Source organism: Thermococcus barophilus MP (genome assembly GCF_000151105.2).
GTDB classification, from domain to species: domain Archaea; phylum Methanobacteriota_B; class Thermococci; order Thermococcales; family Thermococcaceae; genus Thermococcus_B; species Thermococcus_B barophilus.
In genome coordinates, this window is the sequence record NC_014804.1 from 321,649 (window position 1) to 346,779 (window position 25,131).

The following is a 25,131-nucleotide window of genomic DNA, read 5'->3' on the forward strand; positions in this document are numbered from 1 at the left end:
CACCGAAAGCTAAATGCTCTCTATGTGCCGGTTATAGAGCAGCCCAAAATTCCTTCTTTTCTCAAAAATTCTTCAATGTCTTTTATCTCCCAAATTGAAAGCTGAAAAACTCTCTTTTCGGCATGCGGGATCTTATCAAAGATCCTCCTAATCTCTTTGAATTTTTCCTTTGTTAATTCCAGCATGTGATATGAGTCTTTCAGGGCTTTTGAAGCCTTTTTTCTCCGGTGCTGGAACAATGCCTTAACTAAGCTGTCATCAAGTTCGATCTGCTCTTCTTTGGGCTTTGGATTCAAGATTATCACTGCAGAATCGACTTTTGGTTTTGGATAGAATGCTCCCCTCCCGATTCTCTCAACAAGCTCAACATCTGCCTTTGCTTGAACCATAACTGATAGGCGAGAGTAGTTCTTGTCACCGGGCTTAGCAGTCATCCTCTGAGCAAATTCAAGCTGGTAAATAAGAACTGCCTTCTTAAAATCATATCTCAGAAATTTGAAGGTTATCGGAGATGATATCTGGTAAGGTAGATTTGAAACTATTTTATCGAATTCAGGAAATTCGACTTTAAGCGCATCTCCACGAATTATTTCAACATTTTTCCAAGAGTATTCTTTTTGAAGGATCTCAACAAGACGAGAATCCTTCTCAACTGCATAGACTTTCTTTGCATACTTACTCAATTCATCTGTCAGAAATCCCAATCCGGGACCAATTTCAAGAACGGTTTCATTTGCTTTTATTTCTGCCCTTTCAACTTCTCTTTTGATGATGTCATCAACTATTAAAAAATTCTGCCCCAAATCAGAATTTATTCTCAAATTGTATTTTGAAAGAAGAGAAAAAAGACGAGATTTAAGCATCTCTACTCCCTGAATAGTCTGTTATGTCCAACAAAGAGTCTGTATCTATCTTTGCCCTGAAGTTCATCGAGGATTCTTTTGGCTATCATTTTGACTGGATCAGGAAGACCTTTGACTCTGTGTCTCAAGTCCTCAAAGCTTTCAAATGGTTGTCTTTGCCTCTCTTCAATAATCTCCCACATGTGCTTTTTTCCAATTCCTGGTAAAAGCTCCAAGCTGTGCAGTCTATTCGTTATAGGTGGGGCGATATTAAAAAACCTTATAAATCTATGCTCGTTGTTTTTCACGATTTCTTCGACAACATACGGCAACTCAGCTTTTGCAGTCGGTGTCAGGTCTTCATATCTGAGCTTTCTGTTTATCATGAGGATTTTATCCCTCTGACCTTTTCCTATGAAGACTCTCTCATATAGCATTAAATCCGCTTTTGGAACAACCTCAAGAAGCGTAAAAGCCTTCTCTCCTATGACTTGAGCAACGGGCTTATTGTCTCTCTTCATTCTAAAGTGTTCCATATCGATGTAACCAGTGGGCAAGTAGTCCAATACATAGGCATACTCTTCATACTCTGTGTTTCTTTTCTTTTTTATGCTCTGCATATATGAGTGCTTCCTATAATAATCCATTTTCTCTCCCCCAGAAAATATACACATAGGAGGTTTTTATACTTTTGTCTGCTTTCTCGTAGAAAAGTATAGGGCAGAAAAGATTAAAAAAGATCACTCTCTGTATTCGTCGAGTATCTTAATTATCTCTTCAGCTTCTTCCTTGGTTGGCATGTAGTCCTCTTTGGCAAATATGACTCTGATGTCTATGTAGTCTTCTGGCATTATATCAACTATTTTTGCTGCCAGTCTTTCGTCCATCCACTCAAATGCAGAAATGAGCCTGTCTTTGAGCTCTTTTGCCTGTTCTGAAGTGACTTTTGCAAATCTTTCTGCATGTTCAAGGCTTATCCTCGCTTCATAAAACATCGGTTCCTCTGGGTTCTCCTTTAATCCTTCCTCTCTCCTTTTCAGTAGTATCTCTTTTGTTTCTGCAATTGTTAAATAGTGCTCTTCAAGCTTTTTCCTTCCTATCATTTTAGGTCACTTCTGGGGTCTTAAGTGAACTGGATGGATAAAGAACGTCTTAACCTTTCCACCATCGGTTATCTGGACGATATATGCATCGCCCCTCTTTCCTACGACGGTTCCTGTTCTTCCATGGAATCTTGGATCCGGCATGCCTTTGTGATAGCTTGGCTCAATTACGATATGGACTTTCTGCCCGACCTCAAACTCTTGGAGGAATCTCGTGAGTGGGGGGAGTCCTCTTCTCCTCGGGTGTTTGCTAAGCTTACCTCTTGTCTTCCTCCTAAAGCTGTGTGCTTTTTGGACCATATCAATCACCTCTTAGAGTTTTAATTAAATTTCGAGGATTTAGGAATTTACAATTTTAGGTTTGCTTTTCAGCGAAAGGGTCTTTCCCCAAGTGTCATAAGCTCATTTACATAAGCGTTTATAAAGTTTTCACCTTAATCATCCAGGATGTTCAGCACATCTAACTTTTCACACCATGCTTTCTTTCCCAGGATTTCTGAGACTGAAGGAGTTGTTCTACCATTATCCCCAGAGATAAGTTCCTTAATATACAAACCGCCATCTGTGATTAATCTAAGCTTGAGGTGTTTTTTATCAACAATTTCTGCTTTAACATCATAAACTTTTCTAACCCTTACAATGTCAGCTCTTCTTCTGAGAACTCTTCTTGGAGTTCTTTGGTAAATTGTGCAATTTTGGAGCTTTTCTACAACTCTCTTCACATCTTCTTCTGTTATGCCTTCTTCAACATAAACAAGAGCTTCGTATTCTTTTTTGTGATTGCTCGTAAGTATCTTCTCCATTTCTTCTCTTGTTATGAATTTTAAATCTAACACCTCAACCTTTTTGCTCTGATTAATTTCTTGGGCAATCTTTTCCAAGTCAATTTTCCTCTTTATTGGCTTTTTTATTTCCACAACAAAAGGTCTCCCATTACCAAGCATTCTAACGTCAACATCCTCTCTCCCAGCTCCATGGAAGATGCACTTACCTTTTGTTGCTTTTGAAAATGGTCTGCAGATTATCGAAGCAACACTCTCTTTAAATCCCTTTAGTGGCGTCTGGGGAATGCCTCTTACAAGCTTTCTATACCTTCCATAAATGTATAGGGGCTTTATCTGGAGTTCAGTCCTCTCATTATATGGGTCAATAATAAAGACCACATCAGGATCTTCTTTATTAACGGGCTTTTGAAGTAGAACTTCAAGAAACTTTCCCACTTCCCGGTTAAGCTCTCTATTAATTGGCTCGGCAAATTCTAACCCGAATTCCTCCCAGAGCTGCTTTTCTTTTTCCAGAATTTCTTTTGGAAATCTTGAGCCCACAAGAAAGCTTTCAAACTCAAGCCCAAGTTTTTGAGCCTTATCATAGCACAACCTCGCAAGATATTCAGTCTTTTTGAATATATTTCCACAGAGCTCGCATTTTTCTGGCTCCCCAAAAGTAGGCAACCCTTCTGCTTCTCGCTTCATATTGAGTACTAATCTAATTGATTTACCCCTGATATAGTTGGTGCTCTTTCCTAACCTCCCAAATAACCTTCCAAGGCAGTTGTTGCACAGGCTGTGCTTTTCTAAGATTTTTTCTGATTTTTCAAGTATCACTCTCATCACCTGTCAAATGTTCAATATGAAAGGGTTTTTCAGCTTTTAATATGTCATCTGTCTAACCTTAATCTTTATATTTTAATGCCTTCAATTAGCTTTGATGCCAATGATGACTCGAAGGCAGAAAATAATAAAGCTTTTGGAGGAAAGGGATTACAGCGTTAGCGAATTAGCCACGATGCTCGATATGAGAGGAAAAGGTAGTAAAAAGGCAGTTCTTGAAGATTTAAAAGCGGTTGCTAAAATTGTTAGAAGGGAGGGGAAAGTTCTGCTTATCCAGCCTGCAATTTGCAGAAAGTGTGGCTTTGTATTTAGGGCTGAAATAAACATTCCCTCTAAATGCCCAAAATGCAAGTCTCAATGGATTGAGGAACCGAGGTTCAAGATAGAGGTGAGGTGATACCATGAAAAAAGTGGAGGTCTTTATGAAGAAAAGGGGAATAAATCCAGGAGATTACGTCGAAGTTGTTGAGAAAGAAAATGGGAATCACAGCATTTATAGAGGCTTAGTAATGCCTCCTTATGAACTTTCAGAGGGAGAAACACTCACATTAAAGCTCGACAATGGCTACAACATCGGGATTCTTGTTGATCAGATAGTTGAGATTAAAGTTCTTGAGAAAGCTAAGCCACGAGAAGTGAGAGAGTTCAAAGCTCTTTTGCCTAAGAAGCCAAACCTGCCAAATGTCACTATCTTTGGAACAGGTGGGACCATCGCATCAAAAATTGATTATAAAACCGGTGCTGTCCATCCAGCGTTTACAGCTGAGGAATTAGCTTTAGCTGTTCCAGAGATATTTGAAATTGCAAACATAACACCAAAGCTCATCATGAACATCCTTAGTGAAGATATGAAACCAGAATATTGGGTTAAAATCGCTCATGAAGTTGCCAAGGCTTTGAATGAAGGCGAGGATGGAGTGATTATTGGACATGGAACAGATACAATGGGATACACTGCGGCGGCATTGAGCTTCATGCTGAGAGATTTGGGAAAGCCCGTTATTTTAGTTGGTGCACAGAGGAGCAGTGATAGACCCTCAAGTGATGCTGCTATGAACCTTATCTGCTCTGTCAGAATGGCCACTGCCGATTTTGGAGAGGTAGCAGTGGTCATGCACGGAGAAACGGGCGATACCTATTGCTTGGCTCACAGGGGCACAAAGGTTAGGAAGATGCACACCTCAAGAAGAGATGCGTTTAGGAGCATAAACGATATTCCAATAGCAAAGATTTGGAGCAATGGAAGGATTGAGTTTCTCAGGGATGACTATAGGAAAAGAACCGAGACCGATGTGTGGGTGGATGATAAGATTGAGGAGAAAGTTGCTCTCATAAAGTCGTTTCCAGGAATGCAGAGTGAAATCATTGATTTCCTCGTTGATAAGGGATACAAGGGCATTGTTATTGAGGGCACGGGTTTGGGACACACTCCAACTCACATAATTCCAAGTATTGAAAGGGCAGTCCAGGAGGGGGTTGCTGTCTGCATGACAAGCCAGTGTCTTTACGGAAGGGTCAACCTGAATGTCTATTCAACTGGTAGAAAGCTTCTCAAAGCTGGAGTTATCCCATGTGAAGATATGCTCCCAGAAACTGCCTATGTGAAGCTAATTTGGGTTCTTGGACACACTCAGAACCTCGAGGAAGTCAGAAAGATGATGCTAACGAACTATGCAGGTGAGATTACACCTTACACAAGATTTGATACATATCTGAGGTGATGACAATGGAACTTAATTACAAAGAGATTGGTCTTAAAGTAGGTTTGGAAATTCACAGACAGCTTGACACTAAAAAACTGTTTTCACCTGTACCAAGTGAGCTTCATGAAGAAGTTGATTTTACATTTCAGAGAAGGTTGAGGCCAACGATGAGCGAGCTTGGCGAGATTGACCAGGCAGCTTTGGAAGAATTCAAAAAGGGAAAGACTTACGTTTACGAAGGAAACTACAAGTTCAGCGATCTGGTTTACATGGATGAGGAGCCTCCCCACATGCCGGACGAAGAAGCCTTAAGAGTTGCTCTTCAAATTGCATATCTTCTCAACGCTACCCCAGTTGATGAGGTTCACTTCATGCGTAAAATCGTCATTGATGGTTCCAACGTTTCGGGCTTCCAGAGAACTGCGATAATAGCAATGAATGGAAAGGTTGACACTCCATGGGGAAGCGTTGGAATTCCGACAATCTGTCTGGAGGAAGATGCTGCAAGGATAATTGAGAGAAAAGATGGTAAAGTGATTTACAGGATAGACCGTTTGGGAATCCCATTAGTTGAAATTGCAACAACTCCGGACATTCACCACCCAGAACAAGCAAAGGTGGTTGCCAAATATATTGGTGATGCCTTGAGGGCAACAAGGAAAGTCAAAAGAGGACTCGGAACAATCAGACAGGACCTGAACGTTTCAATTAAAGGCGGTGCAAGGATTGAGATTAAAGGCGTTCAAGAGCTGGACATGATACCTATCATAATTGAGCGCGAAGTTATAAGGCAGTTAAACCTTCTCAGGATTCGTGATGAACTCAAAAAGAGAGGTGTAAATGAGGAAGAGCTGAAGGAAGAATTCTATGATGTTACCGATATATTCGAGAACACCCAATCAAAGATTATTGCGAGGGCAATTAAGAAGGGTGGAAAGGTTTTGGCATTAAAGCTTCCAAAGTTCAGAGGGTTAATCGGCTATGAAATTCAGCCGGGAAGGAGATTAGGAACGGAAATGGCAGATAGGGCGAAGAAATACGTTAAGGGAATATTCCACATTGATGAACTGCCCAATTATGGGATTACGCAGGAAGAAGTTGATGCAATCATTGAGAGACTTGGCTTAGGAGAGCAGGATGCTTTTGTTTTAGTTGCAGCTGAGGAGGAAATAGCCAAGAAGGCTTTGAGAGAAGTCCTTCAGAGGGCTAAGGAAGCACTGTATGGCGTTCCTGAGGAGACAAGGAGAGCCCTGCCAGATGGGAACACCCAATACATGCGTCCACTGCCGGGTAAAGCAAGAATGTATCCAGAGACAGATATTCCACCTATACTCATAACGAAAGAGATGAAGGAGGAAATTCTTGCAAATCTTCCAGAGCTTCCACAGGCTAAGGTTGAGCGCTATGTCAGGGAGTTCAAGATTGACAAGAGCTTAGCTAAAACGCTGGTCGATGATGAAAGGGATGAGCTGTTTGAGGAGCTTATTGGAATGGGGGTTAAGCCTTCATTAGCTGCGTCAATCCTTGTGGTTGTCCTCAAAGGTCTGAAGAAAGAAGTTCCAATTGATAACATAACTGATGAGCATATCAAGGAGGCATTTAAGCTTTACCTTGACAACAAGATTGCCAAAGAGGCATTTGAAGAGATATTCAAGGAATTAGCTTTGCATCCGGAGAAATCACCATTCCAAGTTGCTGAAGAAAAAGGACTTACCCTTCTCAGCCCCGAGGAAGTGGAAAAGATAATTGACGAAATAATCCAACAGAACATTGATGTTATCAAAGCTAAGGGAATGGGAGCAATGGGTATGATAATGGGAAGGGCCATGGCAAAGCTCAGGGGTAAGGCTGACGGTAAGCTTGTCAGCCAACTGGTCAGGAAAAAGATTCAGGAACTGAGTTCTTAGCTTTTCCTTTCTTCAATAAATTTTTAAATACCAATATCTAAAGTAATTTGGTGAGCAAATGCCAATTCCGACGCCTTCAACTGTACCTGCCTTTAGAAAAAAGATTGAAAGCATCCAAAATGAACAACCCAAGAAGAAAAAACCGAAAAAGAAGGAGTTTAGATTAGTTTATATTAAAATTGAGACAAAAGAGAGTAAAACCGTAGGTGAAGCTGCCAAAGAACTCGAGATAAATTTCAAGGGATTTTCCCCAGCGAGGCTTATTGAACCAGACGAAACAAATTTGCTCTTAGCGGTTGAGAAGTTCTTGAAAAATAATCCACCAAGGATTTACATTGTTGAGCTGACCGATGGAATCAGCAGATGGTTTTATGTGTTTCCGAGTGTCGAGAAGATAAAATTTGAGGAGAAGAGAGCTTATCGAGTGTTTGTCGTAAAAAAGAAAGATGCTGTTAAGGAGATTCTTAGAAGGATCGTTAGCGGTGAGTTCTCAGGGAGATTTAAGCTCGACTTTTTAACACTCCTTCAAATCTTAATTGGGTTTGTGCCTTTTATATTCGCATATATGGCAGGACAAAATTCCCTTCAGGATTTATTTAACTATCTCCTCTGGGCAGTTGCTGTTATTTCTGCAATTCAAGGGATTAAGAGGGGATACAAAGAGAAAAGCTGGGAGGAGTAGTCAGTGCATCGGCTCCTCATCACAGCTCAGAGTGAGGGAAAAAGTCATCATCCTCAATTATCTACATTACATGTTGTTTTTAAACTCTGCGGAGGTATTCTGTCATGCCAGTGCTTGGGAAGATTAAGGGAATGTTTCAAGTGATGACAGAGGGAAAAATTTTCAAGTATGCCAGCATTAGATGCGAGGTTCTTTCAGAATGCATGAGACGAATGGAGGACTATTTCCAATTTAGGAGAATGCACTACACCCGGCTGATCGATCCAGACCCGTACCTGCTGGAGACTATGGCGGATTCCCTATACGAAAGAGGGCAATTTCTCGGAGTGGTGGAGCTAAAAGCGGAACTAAGCCGCGCTTTTTATTTTCTCGACTCAGATGTCCCAATAGAACTTAAGGATATCCCCGGACTGGAGTTTACTCTAACTTTTAGAGTTCGGAAAAAGGAGGGACTACAGGAGCTTCTCGGAATCATTGGGAAGGAAAAGGCTGGAAGAATAAGGCACAAACATCGCTCGACGCTGAACTTTCTGATAAGTCTTCTGAGTGGCACTGTTTTCTCCTCGGTAATGGAGTTTAGGAGCTACTGGTCAAATCTTCTTGTCACAATCTTTTTTGCCCTAATCCTTTACCTGGTGCTCGACTATCCTTTTTCGTTGCTCTATTTCAAGGGTGTTGAAGTCATGTCAACGGGAGAAGTTCACACGAAAGTCTTTGTTGTCAAAGTTAGGATGGGAAGGAAGTAAGAAGAGCTAACGGCCAAGCTCCTTATGGGCTTTAGCCAGGTGCTTTGCAGCTATTGCTGCCAAGAGTGAAAGCTCTCCAGCCAAAACTGCTCCCGCTATTATTTCCGCGAACTTCTTTGCATTTGTTCCAGCCGGTTCTCCCCCTCCAGCAACACCCATAATGCTCAACGCTTCTCTCTGAGGTGGGACCCTTGTTCCACCGCCGACTGTTCCTATTTCAAGGCTTGGCATTGTTATGCTTATGTATAAATCTCCCTCCGGAGTTACCTCTGCTAACGTTATTCCATGGGCACCTTCCGTAATTTGTGCTTCATCTTGACCTGTTGCCAAGAAAATAGCACCAACGATGTTTGCAAAATGAGCATTGAAGCCGTAACTTCCAGCCTGCGCAGAGCCAACTAAGTTCTTGCGGTAATTGACCTCTGCTATTAACTCTGGCGTTGTTTTAAGCTTTTTCTCAACAATTTCTCTTGGAATAACAGCCTCAGCTATGACGGTTTTTCCCCTGCCTAAAATGAAGTTAAGTGCGTTGGGCTTCTTATCGACACATAGGTTTCCAGACAGAGCGAGATACTTAACATCTGGGAACTTTTCTTCAATGACTTTCATTATTTCCTCGCTCGCTATCGTTACCATATTCATGCCCATAGCATCGCCAGTTTCAAATTCAAATCTTAAATAGAGGTTGTTGCCCACTATAAATGGCTTAACATCTTTAAGCTTTCCATGTCTTGTAACCTTTGAAACAGCAACTTCTTGCAGATAGTCTATATTCTCTTTTACCCACTCTGCAACTTCTCTCGCCCTTCTTGCATCTGGGCACTTTAGGAGAGGTGCTCTTGTCATTTTGTCACCGATAATTGTTGTCTTCACTCCTCCAGCGGCAGTTAAAGCCGAACATCCTCTATTCACTGATGCAACCAGTGCTCCTTCTGTTGTAGCTAATGGAATGTAAAATTCTCCTTTGGCATATTCGCCGTTTATCCTGAGCGGCCCGGCAACACCCATCGGGATCTGAACGACGCCAATCATGTTCTCTATATTCTTTCCAATAACCTGATTTGGATCGATTGAGTAGTGTCCTATGTGTTCTAAACTTATCCCGAATTTTTTCTCAAGTGCCTTTCTTCTGATTTCTGTTGCAAGTTTTTTGTCTCCATTGGTGTATTTCTCAACCTGATGGAGCTTAATTTCGCCACTCACGACTTTTTCAATGATTTCATCAATGTTCATGAGAATACACCTCCAAAATAGTCACTTCACTTTTTCGAAGATCCATTCTTCGACAAGCTGTCCGCTTTCGTAAAATGCGAGGGATGCATCGCTTCTTGGCTTATATGCCAAGATTGGAATTCCCACATTAACCGATTCGGGGACATCTTCATCAAATGGGATTACACCGAGAACTGGAACGCCAATGTCATCTTCAACAGTTTCAATAATTTTGTCCACAACATCTTGGGATTCTCTCACTTTATTTAATATTACTCCCACCTTTAACCCATATTCATCTCCAAGGGCTTTGAGCTTCTCAACTTCATTTTCTACCATAATTTCAAATGAATATATAGGAGAACGCTCGATTTCGACCACTATAATTTGATAATTCGCCACCTCAAAAGTGGGTAGAGTATCAAAAGGTATTCCGGTTGGAGAATCCACAAAAACAAGACCAAATTTGTACCTCATTTGATCGACGATATCCCTAAGCCTCCTTGCAGAGATGCCGAGAACATCTTGAAGGTTCGTGCTTCCTGGCATAACATAGACACCAGTATGAGAATGCTTGTAAATTGCCCATTCTGGATCGAGGTTTGGATTTTTCAAAATTGAATGAACTGTATATTTTACATTTTCCAGCCCAAAGTGAAATCCAAGATTGGGGAGATATAAATCCCCATCAATTGCGAGAACTCTGTACTCTCTCTGAGCAAAATATGTGCTTAAATTAGCGGTTGTTGTAGTCTTACCGGCCCCGCCTCTCCCTGTGACGATTACAACGGCCATAGATTATGCACGCCCCATAATTTAATTTCAAGTGACCCTGATAAATTGAATCACACTTTAACTTTCATTTTATAAAAATATAAGGTTTTCTAAATTCATAATCTGATAGCGTGTAAAAAGAGATAGAAGAATTTGGAGATTTGAATTATCCAATCACTTCCCCAAAAGCGAACTTCTGCTTTACGGAGTTGATCACAATTTCTACCTCATCTCCGATTTTAGTTTGGGGAACAAATACAACAAAACCTTTAATTCTTGCTATGCCATCTCCACCTTTGCCAAGGGCTTCAATTTTGACCTTATACCTTTCGCCAACTTTAACTGGAGGTTGTCTGCCCCTTGATCTGCTTCTATCAAACTTCTTTCCACCAAACTTCCTATTTTCCAACTCAGACACCACCGCAGGGATGTGTGCACTTAAAGCTTCTTTTGATGCTATTTAAATTTTTTGGTTTTTCTTTATGTTTTTCAAAACTTTTGTTGCTAAAATTCATAGCACTGATTTTCATACATCTGTAAACTTTTCTTAAAAATATCAGTAACCCATTATCATATTTTTACTTGACATAACTTTTGAATTGGGGTTTTACTGTATGACAGGAATCAGATATCCTTTTGCACAAAAAGTTTATATCGCTTCTCATTTAGATACTCATGTAAGCGTTTTATGGAGATGATAAAGATGGCTGATAAGATGATTGCTATTATGAAGAGCAAGCCTGCTTATGGTGCTGAGCTCGTTGAAGTTGATGTCCCCAAGCCAAAAGAGGGAGAGGTTCTCATTAAGGTTTTAGCAACCAGCATCTGTGGAACCGATCTCCATATCTATGAATGGAATGAATGGGCTCAGAGCAGAATTAAGCCACCCCAAATTATGGGACATGAAGTTGCTGGAGAAGTCGTGGAAGTTGGCCCGGGGGTTGAGGACATACAGGTTGGTGACTATATATCTGCAGAGACGCACATAGTATGTGGCAAGTGTTATCAGTGTAGGACTGGCAATTATCATGTCTGTCAAAATACAAAGATTTTCGGTGTTGATACAGATGGTGTTTTTGCCGAATATGCAATAGTCCCGGCTCAGAACGCATGGAAGAATCCAAAGAATATCCCTCCAGAATATGCAACCCTTCAAGAGCCATTAGGGAATGCTGTTGATACGGTCTTAGCTGAACCTGTTGCTGGAAAAACAGTACTCATAACGGGAGCTGGGCCTCTTGGGCTACTTGGTATTACAGTTGCAAAAGCTGCGGGGGCTTCTCTTGTAATAGTAAGTGAGCCAAGCGACTTCAGGAGAGAATTAGCAAGAAAAGTTGGGGCAGATGTTGTCATTAACCCATTTGAGGAAGACGTTGTTAAGGAGGTCAGGGATTTAACAGACGGCAATGGTGTTGATGTATTTCTTGAATTCAGCGGTGCTCCAAAGGCCCTTGAACAGGGATTGCAGGCAGTAACTCCAGCGGGAAGAGTTTCTCTACTTGGACTCTTTCCAAGGGATGTCTCAATTGACTTTAACAACTTGATAATATTCAAATCACTCACAGTTTATGGAATAACTGGAAGACATCTCTGGCAGACTTGGTACACTGTTTCAAGATTACTCCAGAGCGGAAAACTCAACCTTGATCCAATAATTACCCACAAGTATAAAGGCTTTGACAAGTTTGAAGAGGCATTTGAGCTTATGCGTGCAGGAAAGACTGGAAAGGTTGTGTTCTTCCCACACAGGAAGTGAACCTCCTCTTCTCTATTTATTTCCTAACCGCAATTTTTAAGTAAATGCTCGCTAATTTTCTGCGGGGGTTTAAGATGGAACTAAGTTATCATGAAAAATTAACTCTCATTAAGCTTAAGGACTTAAGAAAGGCAAAATTTGAGGATCTTGTTAAGGAAACAGGACTTGACCAAGTTGCAGTAATGAGAGCAGTACTATGGCTTCAAAGCAAAGGGCTTGCAAAGCTTCACGAAAAGAAGAAGAAAGTTGTAAAGCTAACGGAAACAGGCAAAAAATACGCTGAAATTGGACTTCCTGAGAGAAGAGCTCTAATGCTTCTTGCTGAGAGGGGTAGAGTGACTCTTAAGGATTTAACGGAAGTTCTTAGTGAGGATGAGCTTAAGCCGATAATTGGAATTCTGAGAAAAGAGGGATGGGCAACAGTCAAAAAGGAGGATGGTAAACTTGTTCTTGAGGTTACAGAGAAGGGCAGAGAAGCACTGAATTTGGATAGGCCCATAGATAAAGCCCTCAAAATTCTTGCTGAAAATGGTGAAGTTGAAGCTAAAGAAATTGAGGACTTAATCTCACTAAATGAGCTTAAACGAAGAAAAGTTGCAGAGGATGAGCTTAAAACAGAGAGGGAAGTTGAGATAACCGAAAAGGGGCTTAAGTTAGCAGAAAAGGGCTTAGAACTCAAGGAAGAAATCTCAATACTTACACCAGAGCTTATAAAAAGCGGTAAGTGGAGAAACGTTGAATTCAAGCGTTTTAATATTAAGGCACCAGTTAAGAGAATTTATCCTGGTAAAAAGCAGCCTTACAGAGCTTTTCTTGATAAGATTAGAAGAAAGCTCATTGAGATGGGTTTCATTGAGATGACAGTTGAAAGTTTAATTGAAACCCAATTCTGGAACTTTGATGCTCTGTTCCAGCCCCAAAATCATCCAGCAAGGGACTGGACGGACACTTACCAGCTTAAATATCCAAAGTATGGATTTTTGCCGGAGGAAGAGCTCGTTGAGAGAGTAAAAGCCTCTCACGAGCATGGGTGGATAACTGGTTCAAGGGGTTGGGGCTACAGATGGGATCCAAGAATGGCCATGATGCTGATGCCAAGGGCTCATGGAACAGCACTGAGTGCTCGTCAGTTGGCTAAAGATGTTCAAATTCCGGGGAAGTATTTTGCCATCCAGAGGGTCTTCAGACCAGATGTTTTGGATAGAACTCACTTGATAGAGTTCAACCAAGTTGAAGGATTTGTTATTGGAGAAGATTTAACATTTAAGCACCTTCTTGGAATACTCAAGCGCTTTGCTACCGAGGTTGCAGGAGCAAAGAAAGTAAAGTTTTTACCTGACTATTATCCGTTCACAGAGCCCAGTGTTCAGATGAGCGCTAAACATCCAGAGCTTGGCTGGGTTGAGTTTGGAGGTGCTGGGATTTTTAGAGAGGAGATGACCAAGCCTCTCGGAATCGATGTTCCAGTTATTGCATGGGGAATTGGAATTGATAGGTTAGCAATGTTTAAGCTCGGAATTGACGACATAAGGTACCTCTTCAGCTATGATCTAAAGTGGCTTAGAGAGGCTAAGATAATTTGGTGAGGTGAGCAAAATGCCAAAGTTCGATGTTGCTAAGGAGGATTTGGAAAGGCTCATAGGAAAGTCCTTCACGGTTGAGGAGTGGGAAGACTTATTCCTTTATGCTAAATGTGAGCTCGACGATATCTGGGAGGAAAACGGCAAAATTTACTTTAAAGCTGATGCAAAAGACACAAACAGACCAGACTTATGGAGTGCCGAGGGAATTGCGAGACAGATAAAGTGGGCACTGGGAATGAAAAAGGGCTTGCCAGAATACGAAGTTGAGAAGAGCGACATTGTTGTTTACGTTGATGAGAAGCTTAAGGATATTAGACCCTATGGAGTCTATGCAGTTGTTGAAAACATTAGGCTTGATGAGGAAGCCCTTAAACAGCTGATTCAGCTTCAGGAGAAAATTGCTTTAACCTTCGGAAGGAAGAGAAGGGAAGTTGCAATTGGGACTTTTGACTTTGATAAACTCAAGCCCCCCTTTTACTACAAGGCAGTTGAGCCAGATAAGATAAAATTCATCCCTTTGAACTGTGAGGAAGAGATGACCGCTGATGAAATCCTCGAGAAGCACGAGAAAGGACAGGAATATGGGCATCTTATTAAAGGAAAGCCATATTATCCTCTTTTGATTGACAGCGAGGGCAATGTTCTTTCTATGCCTCCGGTTATAAACTCAGAAACTCACGGAAAAGTCACTGAAAAAACAAGAAACATATTCATAGACATCACTGGCTGGAACTTAAACAAGATAATGCTCGCTTTAAATGTTCTTGTAACGGCTTTAGCAGAGCGCGGCGGAAAGATAAAAAGCGTGAAAGTTGTTTACAAAGACTTTGAAATAGAGACGCCTGACTTAACTCCAAAAGAATTTGAAGTTGAGCTGAGCTATATCAAAAAGCTTGCTGGAATTGAATTAAGCGATGAGCAGATTAAGGAGCTTTTAGAAAGAATGTTCTATGAAGTTGATCTTAAGGATGGAAAAGCCAAACTCAAGTACCCAGCGTTTAGAGACGACATAATGCATGCAAGGGATGTATTGGAGGATGTGCTCATCGCTTATGGATACAACAACATTGAACCAGAGGAGCCAAAATTGGCTGTTCAAGGAAAGGGAAACGACTTCATCGAGTTTGAGAATGCCATTAGAGAACTGATGATCGGTTTTGGGCTCCAAGAGGTCATGACGTTTAACCTGACAAACAAAGAAGCCCAGTTCACTAAAATGAATATCCCAGAGGAGGAGATAGTTGAAATCGAAAATCCAGTGAGTTTGAGATGGAGCGCATTGAGAAAATGGCTTCTCCCATCACTGATGGAATTCCTCAGCTTAAACACACACGAAGAGTATCCACAAAAGATTTTCGAAGTTGGCAAGGCGACACTCATTGATGAAACAAGGGAAACAAAAACGGTAAGCGAGAGCAAATTAGCAGTTGTGATAGCGCATCCCAGAGTTACATTTACAGAGGTTAAAGAAATTCTTGACAGCATTATGCACCATTTAGGCTTTGAATACGAGCTTGAAGAGACAGAGCACGGCTCATTTATTCCGGGCAGGGTTGGAAAGATAGTCGTTGAGGGCAAAGAAGTCGGGATAATTGGGGAGATCCACCCGCAGGTTTTGGAGAACTGGGGTATCGAAATGCCCGTTGCAGCTTTTGAGATATTTCTGAGACCTCTCTACAAACCCTCTTCCTAACTTAATTTTTGGTGAGTGCAATGAACTTGGGAGTTGTATTTGCAATTGTCATAGGGCTTTTAATCGGAATGTTTATCCCAAAACTTATGGAAAGGCACAGGGAATGGGGAAGATTTGTTATATTGCTAATGATGGTTGGCATAGCCCTGGCTAACTGGAAAGCTGGGAGTGTGAGAGATGCGTATATATACTTTGAAATAGTTGTGTGGCTCCTTTTTGGCTTAGTTTCTTATGTCGAAGAGTTTGGTATAAAAGTGATGATGACACTTCTTCTTATAGCAGTTGGAATTTTGGGATTAACCCTATACAGACTTGAGGCAACCATAACGGATATTTTAGGACTGGTCGTTAGTACAGTTGTTGCATTGTATGGGTTTGCATATCTGGGTGATTTAGTTAATCAAAGAAGGGCTGAGAAGCCTAAAAATTAAAAAACTAAACTTTAAGTTTTTTCTTCTTGATCTTTTCCAATATCTTAATCAACTGAGTGAGCATTATCTCAAAGTTTTCAACAGCGCTTAATACTTCATTATCCCTAATACATTTGTTCTCCACTCTCTTCACCCCCAGTAATAATAACCATCCATGTGCATTTAAACTTTGTCTCAGTTTTATTGTCAATGTTTCGAAAAATTTAAGACATATTTGGCTAAATTTGAACATTTTTCCTTTACATTTATAAAGATTTACATAACAAAAGACACCAATGTTTGGAGAAAAACTTGGAAGGTAATTATTGTACAGCAATGTATAAGATTTTCAAATTCAAAAAACAAGATAAAAGTTTTATTTCCAAAAGTCTTTTATAACTAAAGCTTATTATCCAATTGTAGGCGAAAAAGATGAGGATTGCGTTGAAAATAGCATATGATGGAAGTAAATTTTATGGATTCCAGCGACAGCCAGGGTTAAGAACCGTGGAAGGCGAAATAATTAGGGTTCTTCAAAAGCTTGATGTAATTGAGTCTCCAGAAAATGCTAATTTTAAAGGGGCATCAAGGACAGATAGGGGAGTTAGTGCCTTGGGAAATGTGATTGCATTTAACACGGAAAATCCAAAATTAGCCCAGCCCAGAGTTTTAAATCATCATTTAAGAGATATTTGGGTTTTAGGAGTTGCTCAAGTTTCAGATGACTTCCACCCGAGGTTCTGGGCAAAGAGCAAAATTTACCGGTACTACTTGGTTGATGAAGGGTTTGATGTAAATGCAATGAAAGAATGTGCCAGACTTTTCGTTGGCACCCATGATTTTTCTGCCTTTGCCAGGGTAGAAAAGTTTAAAGACCCCATAAGAGAAGTTAACAGACTTGAAATTATCCCAAGGGGAGATTTGATCATAATTGAAATTGAAGGAAAGAGCTTTCTCTGGGAAATGGTGAGGAGAATTGTAACTGCATTGAAACTGTGTGGTTTTGGTATTGTTGAAACTGAAGATATACGAAAAATGCTGGAAGGAAGAACTGATAAAAAGCTTCCTCCTTCCCCTCCAGAAAATCTTGTTCTGTGGGAAATAAAATATGAAAATATCATCTTTCAAATTGATGAATACTCACTCAGAAAGATTAAACAGGAGTTTTTCGAAAGGTTTAGTAGCTTTTTGGTCAAAGCTGGCATGTTTAAGGATTGGTTATCTTATTTATGATTTTTGTTTGACCTTGGTTGAAATACCATTATCGTAAAATTTTCCGTAATAATGCTTCAAAGCTTTCTCCCTTTCGATAAAGTGTGTGAATAATAGCGGATCATCATCCTGCACATCAACTATTACCGCTTCCCTTCCATCCTTTGGTCTCAAGGCTCTTCCTATGGTCTGGATTGTCATTATGTCACTCTTTCCCCCGCCAGCTAAAATTATAGCAGAAATTTCTGGTATGTCAACTCCCTCTTTAAGCAGAGTTGAAACCAAGACTTGAATTTCCCCTTTTTTAAATTTCTCAAAAATTTCCCATCTATTGGGGCTTTGAGAGCTTAAAAACTCAGCGTTAACCCCTCTCTCCTTGAGCATCTTCACCAAGATTTCCCCGTGATCAATTCTCCTGACATCAATCAAGACCCTGTGTCCTTCTTTTGCAAGTTCAATAGCTTTTTCAACTATAGCCTTATTTCTTTCCTCATTTTCCATGATCATTTCTTCGTAGAGCTCCTTGTATCTCTCAGCTAATGCTGGCATTTTTGACTTGTATTGTATAATTTCGAATTTTGGTTTTGCCAAGAATCCTTCTCTAATCAGCTCATCTGCCTTAACCTCATAGATTATAGGCCCTATTGCTCCTTCGATCTTTATCTCTTCCCCTCTAATCCGTCTCCATGGTGTAGCTGAGAGCCCAAAGCGGTAGACTTGGGGGAGAGACATACCAAGCTGGTAGAACTTTTCAGCCGCTGAAGTTCTGTGACACTCATCAAAAATTACAATAGCATATGGGAGCTCAAGTTTATCAGCACCTCTTGAAAGAAGCGTCTGAATCATTGCCACAGTTACGGGTTTTTCATTCCATTTGTTATCCCCCACAATGCCAGCTTCGACTCCGAGAACTTCTTCAACTTTTTCTTTCCACTGATAGAGGAGTTCCTTAGTGTGAACGACTATAAGGGCAGAAAGATCGAGTTCGTGGACTATCCTCAAGCCAACAACTGTTTTTCCACTACCAACAGGTAACGCAAGAACACCCATCTTTGCCTTTATTGCCTTTCTAACGGCTTTCTGCTGATATCTCCTTAGTTTGTACTTCTCGTTCCATTCTGAGTTCAGATTGATGCCTTCCACTTTCCTTTCATCTATAATCCTAACCCGGTAACCTTTGGAATTCAAAAGTCTCTTAACTCTCGGAATCAGACCTACGGGAAAAGACTTCTCATATGGATCATATAAGCTTTCAGGCTTCTCCCATTTACCGAAATCTCTCTTGTAGCTTAAGGCTTCATAAATCATAAAGTACACTTTCGGTTCTGCCTTCTCTATGATGACCTTTGCACTTTTATCTGGGATTCGTAACGTTACCATGGCCATCGTCAATCAAAAGACAGTTTTGGAAAAAACTCTTTATAGACTTTTTGCCTCAAATTTGTACAGAAAGGATAAAAGTGGGTTAGCATAATTTGGAATGGTGGTGTTATGCTGAGGGAAATCATCGAAAAATTTGAAGATGAAGTTGTCACTATTGAAAAGCCCATTAGCAAAAGCCTTGAGATAACGAAATATTTGCTTAAATACAAAACAAAGCCTGTTCTCTTCAAAGATGTTGATGGATGGGAGGTCGTTGGTAATCTCTGGTCAACGAGGGAGAGAATAGCAAAATACTTGGGCATTAAAAAAGAGGATATTCTGCATGTTATGGAGTGCGCAATGGATAATCTTCACGATTACAAATTAATTGAGAAAGCAGAGTTCATGGAAAACATCACTAAAGATTTCTCCCTTAAAGAACTCCCGATTCCAAAGTACTACCCAAAAGATGGAGGGGAATATTTCACGTCTGCTGTTGTAGTTGCGAAAGACGAAAACGGCTTTGTGAACATGTCTTTCCACAGAATGATGGTGATTGATGATAAAAGGACAGCAATAAGAATTGTTCCCCGTCACTTGTATGCAATGTGGAAAGAGAAAGCAGAGAGAGGAGAAGAGCTTGATGTCAGAATAATTGTTGGTAATCCAATCTATGTTTTGCTTGCCGCTGCTACAAGCGTAGAATACGGCAAGAGTGAGCTTAACATTGCTTCTGCAATAAAGGAGAAAACCTTAGGGTCGCCTTTAGAGGTTGTCAATGTCAACGGTATTGAAGTTCCAGCGGAGAGTGAGCTTGTTTTTGAGGCAAAGATTCTGCCGGAGCTGACTGATGAAGGTCCTTTCGTTGACATAACGGGAACTTATGATCACATCAGAAAGCAGCCCGTCGTAGTTTTTGAGAAGATGTACCACGTTGACAATCCAATTTTCCATGTCCTTCTGCCAGGAGGCTATGAGCACTACATGCTCATGGGCCTTCCAAAAGAGCCTCAAATCTACAAGAGCGTGAAAAGGGTTGTCCCTAAAGTGCATGGAGTAAGGCTGACGGAAGGAGGCTGCATGTGGCTTCATGCCGTTGTTTCAATTACAAAGCACCACGATGGCGATGGAAAGAACGCTATATTGGCGGCATTTGCAGGACATCCATCATTAAAGCACGTTGTAGTTGTTGATGAGGATGTAAACATCTATGATGACAGGGAAGTGGAGTGGGCTATAGCAACAAGATTTCAAGCTGATAGGGATTTGGTGGTAATTCCAAATGCAAGGGGCTCTTCGCTTGACCCTTCAGCCGATAAAAGCCTGACAGCAAAGTGGGGCATTGATGCCACGAAGCCTTTGGATAAAAAGGAAGAGTTTGAGAGGGCTAAATTATGACCTTTCCTTTTCAACCTTATTTTACCGATTAATCTCAAGCGACAGAATCTTCGACTTCTTCGTCGCGGCATCCACAGCTTTCATTATCGCCGTTCTTACCCTGCTGTCTTCAAGCTCAAAAATACCATCTATCGTTGTTCCTCCTGGGGTTATCACCATATCTCTAATTTGGGCCGGGTGTAAATTTGTCTCCAAGAGGAGCTTTGCTGTGCCCAGAAGGGTCTGAGCAGCTGCGAGTAGGGCAACATCCCTTGGTAATCCAACTTTTAAACCTCCATATATGAGAGATTCTAAAAAGACGGAAGCATAAGCTGGTCCAGAGCCGCTCAGACCTGTTATTGCGTCCATGTATTCCTCTTCAATTTTAATGCACTTTCCAAAGGTTTCAAAAATCTCCTCAACAAGCTTTATTTCTTCATCGCTCAGATCATTTGTGGCATAAGCTGTGAACGATTCTTTCACGAGAATTGCTATATTCGGCATAGCTCTAACAAACTTTGCATCAGCTGAGCTTTTAAGAACCTTTAAAGGAATGCCAGCGGCAAATGAAATGACGATTTTCCCTTTAACGACTTCTCTAATTTCTTCAAGAACTTTTCTAACTTTATTTGGCTTTACAGTGAGTATAATGACATCTGCTACTTCAGCTGCAGCCTTATTGTCCTTCATGAGCTTAACGCCATGTTTTTCGAGCCATCTGACCTTTTCAATTCTTCTCCTTGTGGCTATGACTTCATATTTCTCTGAGAGCGCTTTGGCAACAGCACTTCCAACTGTTCCAGCCCCGATTACAGCTATTTTCATTTTATCACCCCTAACCTATAAGATAGCTCTGCATTCAGAATCGAACCTCCAGCAGCTCCTCTAACTAAATTGTGTCCTAAAGTGACGTATTTGAACTTTTTCTTCCCGATTTTTTCTAATCTTCCAACTGTAACTGTCATTCCATTGCCGAGTTTTCTGTGAAGTTTTGGCTGGGGAATTTCCTTATAAACGATTGGCTTTGCATATGAAGGAAGCTTAAGCTTTTTCAATGGATCAAATGAGTCAAAAGCTTTTCTAAGTTCTTCTACACTGATGTCTTCACTAAGTTCAACAAAAACTGCCTCTGTGTGTCCATGAGATACTGGAACCCTCGTTGTAATGGCTGACATCTCAAAGTCAAAGCCAAGGATCTTCCTTGATTCATTCTCGATTTTCCACTCCTCTTTTTCAATGTAGGGAATTACGTTGTCAAAGATCTGCAGAGCCGATAAGCCCTTAAATCCAGCTCCACTTATTGCCTGCATCGTTGCAACGTTGACCTTTTTGAGTCCGAATTCTGAAAGAACTTTCAGCGAAAGCATTAAAATGGCTGTGGAACAGTTTGGGTTTGTAACTATAAACCCCTCCCACCCTCTTTGCTCTTGCTGAAATTCGATAAGCTTTAACTGGTCCGCGTTAACCTCTGGAACTAAAATGGGCACATCATCTTCATATCTATGGGACGAAGCGTTGCTGAACACGGGAATTTTCTCGGCAAGCTTTTCCTCAACTTTACCGGCTATTGAAGAGGGCAAAGCTGAGAAGACTAAGTCCACGTCTGGATTCTTCAGGAAATCTTCCAAGCTCTCTACCTCTATATCCCCAGTATCATCACTGACCCATTCTGCAATCTCTCTGTACTTTTTTCCCTTTGATCTCTCTGAGGCTACCAATCTTTCAATTTTAAACCAGGGGTGATTTTCTAAGAGCCTTACAAATATCTGTCCAACTAAACCTGTAGCACCTAAAATTGCAACCTCCATCAGAGAACCTCCTTAAACGCTTCCAAACTCGGCTCTATCGGCTCCGGAAGCTTAAAGTTCTCAATAATTATGTTCGGGTCTTTCAGTCCATGTCCCGTTGTAATTAAAACATAGCTTTCATCTGGCTCAATTAGGTTAAGTTCTTTCAGCTTAATTAGACCAGCCAAGGAAGATGCCGATGCTGGTTCGACAAAAATTCCCTCCTTTGATGCGAGCAGTTTTTGAGCTTTCAGGATCTCTTCATCACTCACGCTTTCAAACAATCCGCCTGATTCTTCAACAGCTCTCCAAGCTTTCTTCCAGTTAGCTGGATTTCCAATCCTTATGGCTGTTGCTACAGTTTCGGGTTTCTCTTCAGGCTTGAACTCTCTCTTCTTCTTCCAGGCTTTAGCCAGTGGAGATGCTCCTTCAGCCTGAATACCAATCATCCTTGGTAGCTTATCGATAAATCCTGCCTCGTAAAGCTCTTTAAAACCCTTCCAGATTGCTGAAATGTTGCCAGCGTTTCCTACGGGCAGAATAACGTTATCTGGAACAGAGCCAAGTTGGTCAAATATTTCAAAAGCTATCGTTTTCTGTCCCTCAAGGCGGAATGGATTTATAGAGTTGAGCATGTAAACTCCCAATTCCCTGCTTGCCTCCACTACAACCCTTAAAGCATTGTCAAAGTTTCCCCTAACTGGAACAACCTTTGCACCATAAACTATCGCTTGGGCAAGCTTTCCTAAGGCTATCTTTCCGCTTGGTACTAAAACATAGCTCTTTATCCCGGCTTTTGCTGAATATGCAGCTAAAGATGCTGAAGTATTCCCCGTTGAGGCGCATATAACTTTGTCCATGCCCAGCTCAATTGCCTTTGAGACACCGACCGTCATTCCCCTGTCTTTGAAAGAACCTGTTGGATTTGCACCTTCGTTCTTGACGTAAAGCTCTCTCATCTCAAGCTCTTTCTGAAGGTTTTCCAAACGATAGAGAGGTGTCCCTCCTTCCTTGAGAGAAACTCTTTTTTCAACTGGAATAAAGCTCTTGTACTTCCAGAGTGTCATGTTTTTTCCATCAAAAACATTTTCAACTTTATCCAAATCTATAATTATCTCCAGTAAGCCACCGCATTCACATCTATATCTAACTTCATCTTCCGAGTATTCTTTGCCGCACTCTATACATCTGAGCATTTCGCTCCTCCTCCAACTTTGGTTATGAAATATTCCGCTCCAATTCCCTCATTCTCAAAGGCTTCAACCATAGCCTTTCCAATATCCCCTAAATCCTCCCCCAAAGCAAACATTGCTGGACCCGAACCCGACAGAGAAACACCATAAGCCCCGCTTTCCAGTGCAGCTCTTCTAACATTATCGAACCATGGTATGAGCGGTTTTCTGTAAGGAATAGCCAAGTAGTCATCCAGAAGTTTTCCGGCTTTTTCTATATCACCTTCTTTCAAAGCTGAGATTAAGGCACTTGCAAGGGCTAAATTTCTGACAGCATCGCTTAGAGGAACATATCTTGGTAACACTGCTCTTGCTCTTTTTGTGCTAACTTCAACTTTTGGAAGAACTATGACGAGTTTAAAGCTGACATCGAGCTTAAACACTTCAAGAGGTGAGAGGGATTTTAATATTGTAAACCCGCCAAAGAGTGAGGGAACAATGTTATCTCCATGAGCACTTCCAGATGCAGCTTTTTCTCCCTCAAGAGCGGCCTTTATTATGAGTTCCCTATTTTCAACTCCAAGGAGCTTTGCTAATGCTAATGCCCCACCTAAAGCTGATGCTCCAGAACTTCCAAGCCCGCTTTTGGGTCTTATCCCCTTTATAATCTTCATCCTAAATCCCATTTCCGCTTTAAGCATCTTCAAGAGTGCAAGGGCAGATATTGAAGCAACGTTCTTTTCTGGGTCTTCTGGCACGTTGAATCCCTCGACCTCTACCATAACCTCATCGCTTTCTTTGACTTTGATGACATCTCTTGGTTCATCAAGGCACAAACCAAACACATCAAATCCGGGTCCAAAGTTCGCTATCGTCGCTGGTGCTGAGACTTTCATTTAAAACCACCTCATGGATCTCGTTTAAAGCAGCTTCAAGATTATCTCTTTCAACGAGAAAGCATACAAAGTTCCTGCCATGTTCGACAATGGGATATTCTACATCAACATGAAAAGCTCCAACAACTCCTATCTCCGCAGTATCTCTGAAAGTTTTGTAGGTTATTATTGGCATTTTAAAGCTGATATCCGAAACCAATGTTCCTAATCTCCATTCACTTGTCTTTCCAAGGATTAGCGGAACTCTATCTTTTATCGGTTCAATTGTTCTCTCATGTAATGCCTTCATTCCAAGTCTTGAAGCTGTTAAAGCCTCTTCGTAGGATATAAATGGGATAATTCTGGCATTTTTGACTATCCTTGGATCGGCGGTGTAGATCCCTTTAACATCACTCATTATTAAGACAGCCCTGGCGTTCAGCAGATATCCCAAAACTGAGGCGGTGTAATCACTTCCCCCTCTTCCCAATGTAGTTCTGATGCCATTAAAATTCCCAAGAAATCCTGTAACAACTGGAATCTTACCCTTTTCCAGTAGACGCTCTATTGTCCAAATATTGCCTTTTGTTTTTTCCAAATCAACTCTGGCGTTGCCAAAGTTTCCATCCGTTTCTATTAGATAAAAAGCATCAACTGGAGAGCTTTTGATCCCTTCATCTTCTAAGGCTTTTGAAAAAATCTTTACTGACAGTCTTTCCCCAAATGATAGAACATAATCCACATACGCCTTTCTGTTTGGGAATCTCTTCTCATTTTCCAGGATAAATCTAAGTTCTTTGATTTCATTTTCAATACTTAGTTCGATTCCAAGCTTCTCAATTGCCCCTAAATGTATTTCCTCCAACTCTTCAAGAATCTCCGGACTCCTGGTTTCTGCTAACTTTAGTAGTAAATCTGTAACACCTTTCAATGCGGATAGAACAATTACAACTTCATTGCCCTCATGAAACTTTTGAACAAGTTCTAACGCTTCACTAAAAGAGTCTCTAACTGAACTTCCTCCAAATTTAATAATTACCCTTGACTTAGCGGAGAGTTTGTAAATCACCGATAGTGCATCACCTTATCCGTAGAGTTTTTAATATTCTTATAAATTTTTTCGAAAATTTTCTGTCTTTTTGTCGAGATTTGTAAAATTCGCCTGAAAACGATTGTCAAAATGACATATTTTCATGCAATAATCTTTAAGTTAGTTCAACTAACTGCGGTTTAAAATACCATAATGATAGGCTGGCTGGCTTTTCCTGACCAAAAATTTAAATAGTAATAAAGAGTCTTCAAAGTTCGGTGATGGTGATGCCCCG

Annotated in this window: 25 protein-coding genes; 11 read left to right on the forward strand and 14 right to left on the reverse strand. The window is 40.9% G+C overall.

The features are described from left to right. Positions 1–20: 20 nt before the first annotated feature. From rsmA to TERMP_RS01980, 5 genes are all read right to left on the reverse strand, one after another. Positions 21–863, reverse strand: coding sequence for a 16S rRNA (adenine(1518)-N(6)/adenine(1519)-N(6))-dimethyltransferase RsmA (gene rsmA / locus TERMP_RS01960; RefSeq protein WP_013466666.1), 843 nt, complete (start codon positions 861–863; stop codon positions 21–23). Between the two features lie 2 nt (positions 864–865). Beyond that, positions 866–1,489: a DUF655 domain-containing protein gene (locus tag TERMP_RS01965; protein ID WP_013466667.1), complete on the reverse strand. Its 624-nt coding sequence runs from the start codon at positions 1,487–1,489 to the stop codon at positions 866–868. Between the two features lie 93 nt (positions 1,490–1,582). Beyond that, a complete protein-coding gene (locus tag TERMP_RS01970; RefSeq protein ID WP_013466668.1) occupies positions 1,583–1,945 on the reverse strand; it encodes an RNA polymerase Rpb4 family protein in 363 nt (120 codons plus the stop codon). 6 nt (positions 1,946–1,951) lie between these two features. Next, positions 1,952–2,245 carry a 50S ribosomal protein L21e gene (locus TERMP_RS01975; protein WP_013466669.1) on the reverse strand — a complete coding sequence of 98 codons (294 nt, stop codon included), beginning with the start codon at positions 2,243–2,245 and terminating at the stop codon, positions 1,952–1,954. Between the two features lie 134 nt (positions 2,246–2,379). Then, positions 2,380–3,549 carry a tRNA pseudouridine(54/55) synthase Pus10 gene (locus TERMP_RS01980; protein ID WP_013466670.1) on the reverse strand — a complete coding sequence of 390 codons (1,170 nt, stop codon included), beginning with the start codon at positions 3,547–3,549 and terminating at the stop codon, positions 2,380–2,382. A 109-nt stretch (positions 3,550–3,658) separates the two neighbouring features. Here TERMP_RS01980 and TERMP_RS01985 point away from each other — a divergent pair, with 109 nt between their 5' ends. The 5 genes from TERMP_RS01985 to TERMP_RS02005 all read left to right on the forward strand — a co-directional run bounded on the left by TERMP_RS01985 (position 3,659) and on the right by TERMP_RS02005 (position 8,593). Continuing rightward, positions 3,659–3,952, forward strand: coding sequence for a transcriptional regulator (locus tag TERMP_RS01985; RefSeq protein ID WP_048159717.1), 294 nt, complete (start codon positions 3,659–3,661; stop codon positions 3,950–3,952). Between the two features lie 4 nt (positions 3,953–3,956). Then, positions 3,957–5,276, forward strand: coding sequence for a Glu-tRNA(Gln) amidotransferase subunit GatD (gatD, locus tag TERMP_RS01990; RefSeq protein WP_013466672.1), 1,320 nt, complete (start codon positions 3,957–3,959; stop codon positions 5,274–5,276). Continuing rightward, the gene (gatE, locus tag TERMP_RS01995; protein ID WP_048159718.1) at positions 5,276–7,165 is read left to right on the forward strand and encodes a Glu-tRNA(Gln) amidotransferase subunit GatE; all 1,890 of its coding nucleotides are present in this window, start codon (positions 5,276–5,278) and stop codon (positions 7,163–7,165) included. Before gatD ends, gatE begins: the two co-directional genes overlap by 1 nt. A gap of 58 nt (positions 7,166–7,223) precedes the next feature. Further along, on the forward strand, positions 7,224–7,847 hold the full coding sequence (locus tag TERMP_RS02000) for a hypothetical protein (protein WP_013466674.1): 624 nt from the start codon (positions 7,224–7,226) through the stop codon (positions 7,845–7,847). 104 nt (positions 7,848–7,951) lie between these two features. Beyond that, positions 7,952–8,593 (forward strand): hypothetical protein, encoded by a 642-nt coding sequence (locus tag TERMP_RS02005; RefSeq protein ID WP_013466675.1) that lies wholly within the window; start codon positions 7,952–7,954, stop codon positions 8,591–8,593. A 6-nt stretch (positions 8,594–8,599) separates the two neighbouring features. On the opposite strand, the gene hmgA is transcribed toward TERMP_RS02005, so the two are convergent. The 3 genes from hmgA to TERMP_RS02020 all read right to left on the reverse strand — a co-directional run bounded on the left by hmgA (position 8,600) and on the right by TERMP_RS02020 (position 10,988). Continuing rightward, positions 8,600–9,826 carry a hydroxymethylglutaryl-CoA reductase (NADPH) gene (gene hmgA / locus TERMP_RS02010; protein ID WP_013466676.1) on the reverse strand — a complete coding sequence of 409 codons (1,227 nt, stop codon included), beginning with the start codon at positions 9,824–9,826 and terminating at the stop codon, positions 8,600–8,602. 21 nt (positions 9,827–9,847) lie between these two features. Further along, a complete protein-coding gene (locus TERMP_RS02015; protein ID WP_013466677.1) occupies positions 9,848–10,600 on the reverse strand; it encodes a MinD/ParA family ATP-binding protein in 753 nt (250 codons plus the stop codon). Positions 10,601–10,745: 145 nt separating this feature from the next. After that, a complete protein-coding gene (locus TERMP_RS02020) occupies positions 10,746–10,988 on the reverse strand; it encodes a TRAM domain-containing protein (RefSeq protein WP_013466678.1) in 243 nt (80 codons plus the stop codon). A gap of 294 nt (positions 10,989–11,282) precedes the next feature. Here TERMP_RS02020 and tdh point away from each other — a divergent pair, with 294 nt between their 5' ends. The 5 genes from tdh (at position 11,283) to truA (ending at position 17,254) form a co-directional block, all read left to right on the forward strand. Next, a complete protein-coding gene (gene tdh / locus TERMP_RS02025) occupies positions 11,283–12,335 on the forward strand; it encodes an L-threonine 3-dehydrogenase (protein WP_013466679.1) in 1,053 nt (350 codons plus the stop codon). A 74-nt stretch (positions 12,336–12,409) separates the two neighbouring features. Next, positions 12,410–13,921, forward strand: coding sequence for a phenylalanine--tRNA ligase subunit alpha (gene pheS, locus TERMP_RS02030; protein ID WP_013466680.1), 1,512 nt, complete (start codon positions 12,410–12,412; stop codon positions 13,919–13,921). A gap of 10 nt (positions 13,922–13,931) precedes the next feature. Next, positions 13,932–15,611 (forward strand): phenylalanine--tRNA ligase subunit beta, encoded by a 1,680-nt coding sequence (gene pheT / locus TERMP_RS02035; protein ID WP_013466681.1) that lies wholly within the window; start codon positions 13,932–13,934, stop codon positions 15,609–15,611. A gap of 20 nt (positions 15,612–15,631) precedes the next feature. Further along, the gene (locus tag TERMP_RS02040) at positions 15,632–16,042 is read left to right on the forward strand and encodes a hypothetical protein (protein ID WP_013466682.1); all 411 of its coding nucleotides are present in this window, start codon (positions 15,632–15,634) and stop codon (positions 16,040–16,042) included. A gap of 411 nt (positions 16,043–16,453) precedes the next feature. Then, positions 16,454–17,254, forward strand: coding sequence for a tRNA pseudouridine(38-40) synthase TruA (truA, locus tag TERMP_RS02045; RefSeq protein ID WP_013466684.1), 801 nt, complete (start codon positions 16,454–16,456; stop codon positions 17,252–17,254). On the opposite strand, the gene TERMP_RS02050 is transcribed toward truA, so the two are convergent. After that, the gene (locus tag TERMP_RS02050) at positions 17,249–18,613 is read right to left on the reverse strand and encodes a DEAD/DEAH box helicase (RefSeq protein WP_013466685.1); all 1,365 of its coding nucleotides are present in this window, start codon (positions 18,611–18,613) and stop codon (positions 17,249–17,251) included. The genes truA and TERMP_RS02050 overlap by 6 nt on opposite strands. 111 nt (positions 18,614–18,724) lie before the next feature. On the opposite strand from TERMP_RS02050, the gene TERMP_RS02055 reads away from it, so the two are divergent. Further along, positions 18,725–19,993, forward strand: coding sequence for a UbiD family decarboxylase (locus tag TERMP_RS02055; protein WP_013466686.1), 1,269 nt, complete (start codon positions 18,725–18,727; stop codon positions 19,991–19,993). A gap of 21 nt (positions 19,994–20,014) precedes the next feature. On the opposite strand, the gene proC is transcribed toward TERMP_RS02055, so the two are convergent. The 5 genes from proC to TERMP_RS02080 are packed head-to-tail and all read right to left on the reverse strand — an operon-like array spanning position 20,015 to position 24,875. After that, on the reverse strand, positions 20,015–20,797 hold the full coding sequence (proC, locus tag TERMP_RS02060) for a pyrroline-5-carboxylate reductase (RefSeq protein WP_013466687.1): 783 nt from the start codon (positions 20,795–20,797) through the stop codon (positions 20,015–20,017). Further along, positions 20,794–21,780, reverse strand: coding sequence for an aspartate-semialdehyde dehydrogenase (gene asd, locus TERMP_RS02065; RefSeq protein WP_013466688.1), 987 nt, complete (start codon positions 21,778–21,780; stop codon positions 20,794–20,796). Before asd ends, proC begins: the two co-directional genes overlap by 4 nt. Next, positions 21,780–22,955, reverse strand: coding sequence for a threonine synthase (gene thrC / locus TERMP_RS02070; RefSeq protein WP_013466689.1), 1,176 nt, complete (start codon positions 22,953–22,955; stop codon positions 21,780–21,782). Before thrC ends, asd begins: the two co-directional genes overlap by 1 nt. Continuing rightward, positions 22,940–23,827 (reverse strand): homoserine kinase, encoded by an 888-nt coding sequence (locus TERMP_RS02075; RefSeq protein ID WP_013466690.1) that lies wholly within the window; start codon positions 23,825–23,827, stop codon positions 22,940–22,942. Before TERMP_RS02075 ends, thrC begins: the two co-directional genes overlap by 16 nt. After that, on the reverse strand, positions 23,778–24,875 hold the full coding sequence (locus tag TERMP_RS02080) for an aspartate kinase (protein WP_013466691.1): 1,098 nt from the start codon (positions 24,873–24,875) through the stop codon (positions 23,778–23,780). Before TERMP_RS02080 ends, TERMP_RS02075 begins: the two co-directional genes overlap by 50 nt. Positions 24,876–25,131 lie beyond the last annotated feature (256 nt).